Source organism: Stenotrophomonas sp. YJH_SMC_20 (assembly GCF_059367845.1).
Map to the genome: position 1 here is coordinate 13331 of NZ_JCAFRG010000009.1, position 11959 is coordinate 25289.

The 11959-nt window shown below is 69.2% G+C and carries 9 protein-coding genes; 6 read left to right on the top strand and 3 right to left on the bottom strand.

Features of this window, described 5'->3' with window-relative positions; genetic code table 11:
- The first annotated feature begins 35 nt into the window (after nt 1-35).
- Together AC5P6A_RS15125 and AC5P6A_RS15130 are read left to right on the top strand one after the other, a co-directional pair.
- On the top strand, nt 36-2696 hold the full coding sequence (locus AC5P6A_RS15125; protein ID WP_495222335.1) for an ATP-binding protein: 2661 nt from the start codon (nt 36-38) through the stop codon (nt 2694-2696).
- Nucleotides 2677-3390 carry a response regulator transcription factor gene (locus tag AC5P6A_RS15130; protein WP_346470148.1) on the top strand — a complete coding sequence of 238 codons (714 nt, stop codon included), beginning with the start codon at nt 2677-2679 and terminating at the stop codon, nt 3388-3390. Before AC5P6A_RS15125 ends, AC5P6A_RS15130 begins: the two co-directional genes overlap by 20 nt.
- Nucleotides 3391-3486: 96 nt before the next feature.
- On the opposite strand, the gene AC5P6A_RS15135 is transcribed toward AC5P6A_RS15130, so the two are convergent.
- From AC5P6A_RS15135 to coaBC, 3 genes are read right to left on the bottom strand one after another with little or no spacing between them, the layout of a single operon-like run.
- Nucleotides 3487-5832, bottom strand: a complete 2346-nt coding sequence (locus tag AC5P6A_RS15135; RefSeq protein WP_495222336.1) for a phosphomannomutase/phosphoglucomutase — start codon at nt 5830-5832, stop codon at nt 3487-3489.
- A 12-nt stretch (nt 5833-5844) separates the two neighbouring features.
- A complete protein-coding gene (gene dut / locus AC5P6A_RS15140; protein WP_005411999.1) occupies nt 5845-6318 on the bottom strand; it encodes a dUTP diphosphatase in 474 nt (157 codons plus the stop codon).
- Entirely contained in the window at nt 6315-7577 is a 1263-nt protein-coding gene (gene coaBC / locus AC5P6A_RS15145) for a bifunctional phosphopantothenoylcysteine decarboxylase/phosphopantothenate--cysteine ligase CoaBC (RefSeq protein ID WP_111097663.1), read from the bottom strand. Before coaBC ends, dut begins: the two co-directional genes overlap by 4 nt.
- Before the next feature lie 228 nt (nt 7578-7805).
- Here coaBC and AC5P6A_RS15150 point away from each other — a divergent pair, with 228 nt between their 5' ends.
- From AC5P6A_RS15150 to AC5P6A_RS15165, 4 genes are all read left to right on the top strand, one after another.
- Nucleotides 7806-8432, top strand: coding sequence for a response regulator (locus tag AC5P6A_RS15150; RefSeq protein WP_021204749.1), 627 nt, complete (start codon nt 7806-7808; stop codon nt 8430-8432).
- Between the two features lie 70 nt (nt 8433-8502).
- Nucleotides 8503-9207: a RadC family protein gene (gene radC, locus AC5P6A_RS15155; protein ID WP_058981915.1), complete on the top strand. Its 705-nt coding sequence runs from the start codon at nt 8503-8505 to the stop codon at nt 9205-9207.
- Nucleotides 9208-9321: 114 nt separating this feature from the next.
- Nucleotides 9322-11010, top strand: a complete 1689-nt coding sequence (argS, locus tag AC5P6A_RS15160; protein ID WP_495222337.1) for an arginine--tRNA ligase — start codon at nt 9322-9324, stop codon at nt 11008-11010.
- Nucleotides 11011-11031: 21 nt separating this feature from the next.
- Nucleotides 11032-11931, top strand: coding sequence for an SPOR domain-containing protein (locus AC5P6A_RS15165; RefSeq protein ID WP_021204747.1), 900 nt, complete (start codon nt 11032-11034; stop codon nt 11929-11931).
- Nucleotides 11932-11959: the final 28 nt, after the last annotated feature.

Sequence of the window (11959 nt, forward strand, 5' to 3'; positions counted from 1 at the left end):
GCTGGGCTGCACCGCCTGCGCGCACAATGGCACCCATGACTGATGCGCGTACCCGCCAGGCCGATGCCCTGGTCGAAGGCCTGCAACGCGAAGCCGGCGGCAAGCTGACCGTGTTCCTCGGCGCGGCGCCGGGCGTGGGCAAGACCTACGCCATGCTGACCCGCGCGCAGGAACAGCTGCGCCGCGGCGTGGACCTGGTGGTGGGGCTGGTGGAAACCCATGGCCGCGCCGACACCCAGGCCCTGCTGGAGGGCCTGCCGCAGCTGCCGCTGAAGGAAGTGGCCTACCACGGCCACACCCTGCAGGAGATGGACCTGGATGCCGTGCTGGCACGGCATCCGGCGCTGGTGCTGGTGGATGAACTGGCCCACCGCAATGCACCGGGCAGCCGCCATGAGCGGCGCTGGCAGGATGTGATGGAGCTGCTGGACGCCGGCATCGACGTCTGGACCACGGTCAACATCCAGCATCTGGAAAGCCTCAACGATGTGGTGATGCGCATCACCGGCGTGCGCGTCAGCGAGACCGTGCCGGATGGCGTGCTCGATCGGCTGCACGACATCGTGCTGGTCGATCTGCCGCCGCGCGAACTGATCGCTCGCCTGCAGCAGGGCAAGGTCTATGTGCCCGAACAGGCCGCGCAGGCACTGCAGGCATTCTTCTCGCCGGCCAACCTGACCGCGCTGCGCGAACTGGCCATGCAGGAAGCTGCCGACCGCGTCGACAGCAGCCTGCGCGAAGCACGCGCCGCACGCGGCGAGAGCAACCTGCCGCTGCGTCGCGGCGTGCTGGTGGCCATTGATGGCGGCGGTCAGAGTGAATACCTGGTGCGCGTGGCGAGGCGCATCGCCGAGCGGCGCGACGCACCGTGGACGGTGGTGACCGTGCAAGGGCGACGCCAGGACGAGGCGACCCGGCGCGAGATCGATGCTGCCTTCGCGCTGGCACGGCGCCTGGGCGGCGACGCCGAACTGCTGCACGGATCGAGCATCGCCGATGCCCTGCTCGACCATGCCGCGCACAATGGCGTATCGACCCTGGTGCTGGGCCGGACCCGCGAACGGCCGCTGGCGCGGATGTTCAACCGCACCCTGACCCAGCAGCTGATCCAGCGCGGCGCGCACTACGAGATCACCATCATCAGCACCCCGCAGGCACGTGCGCGCTCGCGCCGCGAGGGCCTGCTGCCGCCGATGCGCGGCATCAGCCATGAACCGGTGCAGGCACTGGTCGCCACCGCACTGGCCTGTGCGGTGGCGTGGCTGGCCGAACACTGGGTGGGCATGGCCGACCTGTCGATGGTGTTCATCGTCGCGGTGGTACTGGTGGCTGCACGCACGCGCGCCAGCGTGGCGGTGATGGCCGCGATCCTGTGTTTCCTCGCCTACAACTTCCTGTTCATCGCGCCGCGCTTCACCTTCGCCATCGGTGCACGCCAGGGCGTGATCACCGTTTTCCTGTTCCTGGCCGCGGCACTGGTGGCCGGGCGCCTGGCCTCGCGCCTGCGCATGCAGGTCATCGCGCTGCGTGCGGCCAACCGCCATGCGCGCGCGCGCCAGCAGCTGGGACGCCAGCTGGCCAGTGCGGCCGGCAACGGCGAGGTGGCACAGGCGGGCCGGCATGCGCTGGAGCAGGCCCTGGACGTGCCGGCGTGGCTGCGGATCGGCACCGATACCGCCGCCGGCGGCCGCAGCCAGCCCGGCGATACCGACCTGGCTGCCGCCGACTGGGCGCTGCGCCACGGCCAGCCCAGCGGGCGTTTCACCGATACCCTGGCCGGCGCGCAATGGTGGTTCCTGCCGCTGCTGGACGGCGAAGACCGTGCGATCGGCGTGGCCGGCCTGTACCTGCCCGGCGCACAGGCGCGCCTGCTGCCCGAGCAGCGGCAGCTGGCCGAAGCGATGGTCGATGACATCGCCCAGGCCGCGCTGCGCACGCGGCTGGTGGCGGAACTGGAGCAGGCGCACGTCAGCAACGAGACCGAGCGGCTGCGCTCGGCCCTGCTCTCCTCGGTGTCGCACGACCTGCGCTCGCCGCTGGCGGCGATGATCGGGTCGGCCGACAGCCTGGCTAGCTACGGTGCAGCGATGGATACCGCTGATCGCCGCGCCCTGCTGGACACCATCCTGGTCGAGGGCGAACGGCTGGACCGCTACATCCAGAACCTGCTGGACATGACCCGGCTCGGCCACGAAGGGCTGAAGATCAACCGCGACTGGATCGGCGTGGACGAGCTGATCGGCTCGGCGGCACGGCGCCTGCAGCGCTACCAGCCAAAGGTGCGGCTGGAGCTGGACATCCCGGCCACGCTGGCACCGATCTGGGTGCACCCGGCGCTGGTCGAACAGGCCGTGTTCAACGTGATGGAGAACGCGGCCAAGTTCTCGCCGCGCGACGCCGCCGTGCAGGTACAGGCGCGCGAGCTGGACGGCCAGCTGCGCATCGACGTGATCGACGCCGGCCCCGGCATTCCCGATGACGAGCGCGCGCGCATCTTCGACATGTTCTACAGCGTCGAGCGCGGTGACCGAGGCCGCCACGGCACCGGCCTGGGCCTGACCATCTGCCAGGGCATGATCGGCGCACATGGCGGCAGCGTGCAGGCGCTGCCCGGACGCGACGGTCGCGGTACCCTGATCCGCATCACCCTGCCCCTGCTCAAGCCAGCCTCCCACGATGAGCCCGACCCCGATTGATGCCAGCGTGCCGGCCGCACGCGTGCTGGTGATCGATGATGAAACCCAGATCCGCCGGTTCCTGGACATCAGCCTGCGCGCGCAAGGCTACCAGGTGCGGCAGGCCGCCACCGGCCAGGAAGGCCTGGAGATGGCCGCCAGCGAGGACATGGACCTGGTGATCCTGGACATCGGCCTGCCGGACATGGAAGGCCATGAGGTGCTGGAGCAACTGCGGCAGTGGAGCCAGGTGCCGGTGATCATGCTGACCGTGCGCGCCGGCGAAGCCGAGAAGGTACGCGCGCTGGATACCGGCGCCAACGACTACGTGACCAAACCCTTCGGTACCCAAGAGCTGATGGCGCGGGTACGGGCGCTGCTGCGCACGCGCAGCGTGCCCAGCGACGGCACCCCGCCGGTGTTCGACGATGGCCATCTGCATGTGGACCTGGTGCGCCGCGAAGTGGCCCTGGAGGGTGAACCGGTGGCGCTGACCCGCAAGGAATACGCGCTGCTGTCACTGCTGCTGCGCAACGCGGGCCGGGTGGTGACCCAGCCGCAGATCCTGCAGGAGATCTGGGGGCCGACCCACCAGCACGACACCCATTACCTGCGCATCCTGGTCGGCAAACTGCGGCACAAGCTGGGTGATTCAGCGCTGGATTCGCGCTACCTGTTCACCGAGCCGGGCGTGGGATTGCGGTTCAAGGGGTAGTGCCGGCCGCTGGCCGGCAACTGCAGGGTGTGTGAGGTTCATGGGCTTGCCGGCCAGCGGCCGGCACTACCCATTCTGCTGCAGCTTCCAAAGGGGTCAGAACCCCAGCGGGGTGTCGCCCAGCACCGGCTGCAGCTGGCTGCGGAACAGCGCCTGGATGCGTTCCAGTGCGGCCTCGTCGTTGCCCTCGAAGCGCAGCACCAGCACCGGCGTGGTGTTGGAGGCCCGCACCAGGCCCCAGCCATCGGGGAAGTCCACGCGCAGGCCGTCGATGGTCGACAGTCGGCCGCCGACATACGGGTTGTCCGGCGACTGCGCCGCCGCCACCAGCATTGCCACCAGCGCATGCGGCGTGCCGTCGGCCACCGGCACCTTCAGCTCCGGCGTGGCCACCATCTCCGGCAGCTCGCCCAGTACCTCGTCCGGGGTCTCCTCGCGCTGGGCCAGGATCTCCAGTAGGCGCGCCGCCGCATACAGGCCATCGTCGAAACCGAACCAGCGCTCCTTGAAGAAGAAGTGGCCGCTCATCTCGCCAGCCAGTTCGGCATCGGTCTCGCGCATCTTCGCCTTCATCAGCGAATGCCCGGTCTTCCACATCAGCGGGCTGCCACCATTGCGCAGCACGTGGTCGGACAGCTTTCCGGTGCACTTCACGTCGTAGATCACCATCGCGCCGGGGTTGCGCATCAGCACGTCGGCGGCGAACAGCATCAGCAGGCGGTCGGCATAGATGATTTTGCCGTCAGCACTGACCACGCCCAACCGGTCGCCATCGCCATCGAAGGCGACGCCGAGGTCGGCCCCGAAGCGCTTGACCGTCTGCACCAGGTCTTCCAGGTTGGCCGGTTCGCTCGGGTCGGGATGATGGTTGGGGAAGGTACCGTCGACATCGCAGTACAGCGGAATGACTTCAGCACCGATGGCTTCCAGCAGTTGCGGTGCCAGTGCGCCGGCCACGCCGTTGCCGGCATCGGCCACGACCTTCAGCGGACGGTCCAGCTGCACGTCGTCGGCGATGCGCTGGATGTAGTCGGCACTGACATCGCGCTGCTGGTAATCGCCCGGCTCCGCAGCCTGTACCAGGCGGCCCTCGACGATGCGCGCGTAGAGATCGGTGATGGCATCGCCGGACAGCGTCTCGCCGCCGATGACAACCTTGAAACCGTTGTACTCGGGCGGGTTATGACTGCCGGTCACCGCCACGCAGGTGCCGGTACGCAGGTGGAAGGCGGCGTAGTACACCACCGGAGTCGGCGCCAGGCCGATGTCGATCACCGCACAACCGGCGCGGCGCAGGCCCTCGGCCAATCCTGCGGCCAGTTCCGGGCCGGACAGGCGGCCATCGCGACCGATCACCACCTCGCGCAGGCCCTGCTCCAGTGCCACGGTACCGATGGCCTGGCCGATCAGCGCGGCGGTCTTCGGCGTCAGTTGGCTGCCCACCACGCCGCGGATGTCGTAGGCGCGGAAGATACCGGCCGCCAGTTCCTCGGCCGGAACCGGCGGCGGGGGCGGCGGTGCACTTTCAGTGGTGCTGGCCCCGGCCACCGGCGGCGGCGCCATCTGCAGGCTCTCGCTCAGGGTCGGGCCATGATCCGCTTCCGCCACGGCCGCACGCCGCGGCAGCGGCAGCGTCTTCGGCAGGCGGCCGCGACCCACCACCAGCAGCACGGCGATGAACGCCAGCAGCAGCGCAACGATGGCGCTGGCCAGCGAACCCAGGCCCAGCGGACCGGGTTCGATATTGGGTACCGCGGCCACCAGCCGCAACGGGGTACCCGGGATCGGCCGCGCCAGGACTTCGGCACTTTCGGCCAGGCTGGCATCGCCCAGGGCGACGAGGTCATGCGCGCCCTGGCGCAGGCCAAGGAAACCGGCCGATGGCGCACTCACCTGGTCCAGCGGCGAGGTCAGGCGCAGCAATGGCTGGCGCACGTAGAGCACTGCCGGGCCCAGGCTGCCCAGCGGCACCGGTGCCGCCAGGCCAAGACGATTGCCACCCCCATCGCGGACCACGCGCAGGCTGGGGCCGGCCTCGGCAAGCGCTCCTTCCAGCAACGCCAGGCGGGCATAGCCGAACGTGGCCGGTTCGGCGTAGGCATTGGCCAGATCGGCGGTCAGCACTTCAGCATGCTCGACGCCGGTCCAGCTCTCGCGGACCGCGAGTGCCGCCGCAGCGGCATCGCCGGCCTGCAGCGCCTGCTGCACGCGCTCGTTCTTCAGCTGCTGCTGCAGCTGCTTCAGCTGGCCGGCGGCGGCCTCCTGCAGGCCCTGCACAGCCTGGTCGCGCGCAGCTTCCAGCGCCTGGCCGTTGGCCTCCTGGCGCCATTGCTGCACCGCGCTCCATCCGAACCAGCCGGCCAGCAGGACCAGCAGCACCCCCAGTAGTGGTGCACTGCGTCCCAACGACCGTCCCCGCTGTCCTTCCCCGATGCCGCTCATCGATGTCCCCTGTCAACGCACCCCGGTATGGCCGAATCCACCCGTTCCGCGCACGCTGTCGGTGAAAGTATCCACCACCTGCAGGCTGACGCGGGCAATCGGCACCACCACCAGCTGCGCGATGCGATCACCCGGCTCGATGGTGAACGCCTCGCGGCCGCGGTTCCAGACGCTGATCAGCAGCGGTCCCTGGTAGTCGGCGTCGATCAGGCCGGTGCCATTGCCGAGCACGATGCCGTGGCGGTGGCCGAGCCCCGAACGCGGCAGGATCACCGCGCACAGGTGCGGGTCGGCGATGTGGATGGCCAGGCCACTGGGCACCAGCGCGGTGTCGCCCGGCTGCAGGGTCAGCGCGGTATCCAGCGCCGCGCGCAGGTCCATGCCGGCGCTGGCTTCGGTGGCGTAGGCCGGCAGCGGCCAGCTGTCGCCAAAGCGCGGATCGAGCAGCTTGACCTGCAGGGGTTGGGAAGTGAAAGCCTGGGTCATGCCTGGAGTCTCCGCGCGATCAGCGCCAGCAGTTGTTCGGCCAGCTCGCGCTTGGAGGTGGCCGGGAATACCTGTTCACCGTCCTGCCAGAAGGCAGTGGCGGCATTGTTGTCGCTCTCGAAACCACCGCCGCTGATGCCGACCTGGTTGGCGATCACCAGGTCAAGGCGCTTGTCGACCAGCTTGCCACGCGCATACTTCTCCACGTCGTGGGTTTCGGCGGCAAAGCCGACCACCAGCTTCAGCGACTGCGTCTGCGCGGCAACTTCGGCCAGGATGTCCGGCGTGCGCACCAGCTCGATCACCAGCGACTGGCTCTCGGCGGTCTTCTTCAGCTTCTGCGGTGCAACCTGGCGCGGTGTGTAGTCGGACACCGCAGCGGCACCGATATAGATGTCGGCCGGCAACGACTTCAGCACGGCATCACGCATCTGCGCGGCCGAGCGCACGTCCACACGCTGCACGCCGGGAGGCGTCGGCAGCTGCACCGGGCCGCTGACCAGCACCACCTGGGCGCCCATCGTCGCGGCGGCCGCAGCCAGGGCAAAGCCCATCTTGCCGCTGCTGCGGTTGCCGACGTAGCGCACCGGATCGATGTCTTCATAGGTCGGGCCAGCGCTGATCAGCAGGCGCAGGCCCTGCAGCGCGTGGGTTTCCGGTGCGGCAACCGCCGCTGCAGCACTGCCATTGGCCGCCAGCGCGGCGACGATGTCGCCGGGCTCGGCCAGACGACCCGGACCGGATTCGCCTTCGGCCAGCGGACCGTCGACCGGGCCGATCACCTGCGCGCCGCGCTGGCGCAGCAGGGCGATGTTGGCCTGGGTGGCCGGATGCAGCCACATGCGGTGGTTCATCGCCGGGCAGATCGTCAGCGGCGCGGTGCTGGCCAGGCACAGGGTGCTGACCAGGTCATCGGCGTGGCCCTGGGCCAGCCGCGCGAGCAGATCGGCGGTACCTGGGGCGACCACGATGCGATCGGCCCAGCGCGCCAGTTCGATATGGCCCATGGCCTGTTCGGCGGCGCTGTCCCACAGCGTGGTGCGGGTCGGCTGCCCGGACAGCGCCTGGAAGCTGAGCGGAGTGACGAACTGCTGGGCACCGGCAGTCATCGCCACCTGCACCTGGGCACCGGCGTCGCGCAGGCGCCGCACCAGTTCCAAGGCCTTGTAGGCCGCGATCCCGCCTCCGACGCACAACAGCAGTTTCTGACCTTCCAGCGCGCGGGCCGGCGCGGGAGAAGCGTTGGGGGAGTCAGCCACCTGGAATTCCTGTGCAAACGAGGGCGCTAGCTTACCCGAAGGTCGGTAATGTCCCGGTGCCCGGTGCACATAGCGGGCGGCTATCAGCAGATGGAGCCCGCCTGCATTGACCCGGCATTCACCCGGTATCGGTTTCGGACCTTTCCTATACCTCCAGGGGCCTGCGCTTTTGCAGAATCAGGCATTGGCTGCCGCCCGCCGTGGCCTGTTCGATCTTCGAGGAACCGCGTGCGTCCACGCATCATCATTGCCGACGACCATCCCGTGGTCCTGCATGGCATCGCCATCGTGCTGCAGACCTACCTGATGGACATCGTCGGCAGTGCGCGTGACGGCGCCCAGCTGCTGGACCTGGTGGACCGCCACGACTGCGATGCAGTCCTGACCGACCTGTCGATGCCGGGTGCCGGCCCGGACGGTCCGGAGCTGATCGACGCGCTGCGCGTGCGTCGCCCTGGCCTGCCGGTGGTGGTGCTCACCGGCGCCCGCCATCCCGGCCTGCTGGACGGCCTGCTGCGGGAGGGCATCAGTGGCCTGGTCGACAAGTGCGCCGATTTTGCCGAGCTGCCCCAGGCGCTGAACGCCGCATTGGCCGGGCACGTATTCGTCTCCCAGCAGCTGCGCCATCACCTGCAGGCCCGCGACCTGCTGTTCCCGCGCGAACCGGCACCGCTGTCGGCACGCGAGAAGGAAGTGCTGGATCTGCTGGCGATCGGCCTCAACGTGAACGAAGTCGCCAAGCGTTGTGGGCGCAGCCCGAAGACCATCAGCCGGCAGAAGGCCGAAGCCAAGCGCAAGCTGGGGCTGCAGAACAACCAGGAACTGTTCGACTACCTGCAGACCCGGCGCGACTGAGGTATCGACCGACCCGGGCCCGCGGCAAGCCCCGATGGGAGACGCCGCCGAAGCTGGCGATGATGCAGGCATGCCCATCCATGACTGGCCCGAACAGGAACGCCCTCGCGAGAAGCTGATCGCGCGCGGGCCCACGGCACTTTCCGACGCCGAGCTGCTGGCCCTGTTCCTCGGCTCCGGCTTCGGCGGCCGTGATGCCGTGCAGACCGCGCGCGACCTGCTGCAGGCGCATGGCCCCTTGCGGGTGCTGCTCGACCGTCCCGCGGGCGAACTGGCCCGCTTGCCCGGGCTGGGCCCGGCGCGCAGCTGTACGCTGGCTGCCGGGCTGGAACTGGCCCATCGCTACCTGGCGGCTGAGCTGGAGCACGGCGAGGCGGTTGGCAACAATCCGGCGGCGGTCGGCCGCTACCTGCAGCACCGGCTGCGTGGCCAGGCCCGCGAGGTCTTCATGGCCCTGTTCCTGGACAACCGCCACCGCCTGATCGCCTGCGAAGAGCTGTTCCACGGCACCATCAACGCCGCGCCGGTCTACCCCCGCGAGGTGGTCCGGCGTGCCCTGCTGCACAACGCGGCGGCGGTGATCCTCAGCCACAACCATCCTTCGGGCGACCCTGAACCGTCCAGCGCCGATACCCGCATCACCGATGAACTGCAGCAGGCGCTGGCGATGGTGGACGTGCGCCTGCTGGACCACTTCGTGGTCGGCGAGGGCCGTCCCGTTTCATTTGCTGAACGGGGCCTGCTGTCCCCGCCCCAGCCTCGGCTGTTCGGCTGAGCGCGCCCCCTTCAGGTGCCACCGGCCGCCCCCGCAGGCATGTTCTGGTCAGCGTGGGCGCGGGTACATGCGCTAAAATGGGCGATTCCGCCGCTCATTCTCACAGCAGGCCTCGTGAAAAATCTCCTCCGCGCCCTGATCAGCCAAGGCATCGAAGCCTTGCGCGCCAATGGCACCCTGCCCGCCGACTCCCTGCCGCCGGACTTCGTGGTCGAGCGCCCGAAGACCCGCGACCACGGCGACTTCGCCACCAACGCCGCGATGCTGCTGGCCAAGGCCGCGCGCAGCAATCCGCGCGCACTGGCGCAGGCGCTGGTCGAGGCGCTGCCGCGCAGCGAGGACGTCAGCAAGGTCGAGATCGCCGGCCCCGGCTTCATCAACTTCCACCTGGCCCCGGCCGCGTACCAGCGTGAAGCCGCGTCGGTCATCAAGGAAGCCCACGACTACGGCCGCAACCTGTCCGGCAATGGCCGCACGGTGGGCGTGGAGTACGTGTCGGCCAACCCGACCGGCCCGCTGCATGTCGGCCATGGCCGCGCGGCGGCCATTGGCGACTGCGTGGCGCGAGTGCTCGATGCCAACGGCTGGAACGCCAAGCGTGAGTTCTACTACAACGACGCCGGCGTGCAGATCGAGAACCTGGCGCTGTCCACCCAGGCACGGGTCAAGGGCATCGCGCCGGACCAGGACGGCTGGCCGGAAGGTGGCTACCGCGGTGAGTACATCGCCGACGTCGCACGCGCCTACATGGCCGGCGCCAGCGTCGACCTGGAAGGCAGCACCGTGGTCGGCGCCAAGGACCCGGACGACATGCAGGCGATCCGCCGCTTCGCCGTGGCCTACCTGCGCAACGAGCAGAACCTGGACCTGGCCGCGTTCGGCGTCGACTTCGACATCTATTTCCTGGAAAGCTCGCTGTACGCCGACGGCAAGGTAGCCGAAGCGGTGGCCAAGCTGCAGGCGTCGGGTCATACCTATGAAGAAGGTGGCGCGCTGTGGCTGCGCAGCACCGACTTCGGTGACGACAAGGACCGCGTGATGCGCAAGTCCGACGGCACCTTCACCTACTTCGTGCCGGACGTGGCCTACCACCTGTCCAAGTGGCAGCGCGGCTACGAGCGCGCGATCACCGAACTCGGTGCCGACCACCACGGCTCGCTGGCGCGTGTGCGCGCCGGCCTGCAGGCGATGGAAGTGGGCATTCCGCAGGGCTGGCCGGAGTACGTGCTGCACCAGATGGTCACCGTCATGCGTGGCGGCGAGGAAGTGAAGCTGTCCAAGCGTGCCGGCAGCTACTTCACCCTGCGTGACCTGATCGAGGAAGCCGGCCGCGATGCCACCCGCTGGTTCCTGATCGCGCGCAAGCCCGATTCGCAGCTGACCTTCGACATCGACCTGGCCCGCCAGCAGAGCAACGACAACCCGGTGTTCTACGTGCAGTACGCGCATGCCCGCGTCTGCAGCCTGCTGCGCCAGGCGCAGGAGAAGGGGCTGGTGTATGAACAGGCTGATGGCCTGGCCAACCTCGGCCGCCTGGCCGACGACGCTTCGCTGCTGCTGATGAACGAGATCTCGCGGTACCCGGAAGTGGTGGAGGCGGCCGGCGTGGCGCTGGAGCCGCATCTGGTGGCGCAGTACCTGCGTGAATTGGCGCACGCGTTCCACACGTGGTATCACGGGACGCCGGTACTGGTGGAAGATGCCGCCGATCGCAACGCCAAGCTGACCCTGGCCTGCGCTGCCCGCCAGGTGCTGGCCAACGGCCTCGACCTCCTGGGCGTCAGCGCCCCGGAAAAAATGTAAGCATCAGGAGACGCAGTACCCATGGCAGCACGACGCGGCAAAAACCAGGCACGACGCAACAGCAGCAGCCAGGGCACACCCGGATGGGTGTGGCTGGTCGCTGGCGTGGCGATTGCGGCCGTGGTGTTCCTGGCGGCGCCGAACCTGTTCAAGGGCGAAGGCGATGGCTTCCTTCGTGCCGGACCGCAGCCGAACCCGAACGCGCAACCGGCCCCGGTCGCTGACGCCGACAGCGATGTCGGCACCCAGCCGGCCGCACAGCCGGCTACGCCGAAGCCGGCCGAGCCGGAAAAGCCGGCCGCGACCCAGTACGACTTCTACACCCTGCTGCCGGGCAAGGAAGTTGAAATGTCCGACGCCGAACTGGCCGCCAGCGCGCGTGCCGAAGACCAGCGCCGGGCCAGGGCCGAAGCGCAGCGCGCGCAGGCTGCACTGGAAGGCAAGCCGGTTCCGCCGCCCGCGGCGCCAGCACCCACAGCCACGGCCAGCGTGGCCAGCACCGCCCCGGTGACCGCGACCAGCCGTCCGCTGCCGGCACCGCTGAGCGAACGCCCGGCGGCGGCAACGCCTGCAGCCGGCACCCCAACGGCGTCGACCAGCAACGCCGCGGCCACGCCTGCAGCACGTGCGGAAGCCGCACCGGCAGCGACCGGTACTCCGGCAGCTGCTGCACCGGCTGCCGCCGACAACGCCCGCTACATCCTGCAGGCCGGTGCGTTCGGTGCCTCCGGCGATGCCGAGGCGACCAAGGCCAAGCTGGCGATGATGGGCCTGGCGGCACGCGTGGAATCGGCGCAGATCAACGGCAAGACCGTGTACCGCGTGCGTATGGGACCGTATGGGAGCGCCGGCGAACTGTCCGAGGCCAAGCAGAAGCTGGATGGCACCGGCCTGCAGGCGATGGCGATCAAGGCACAATAAGCCTGCCGCTGTGAACGAAAAAGCCGGG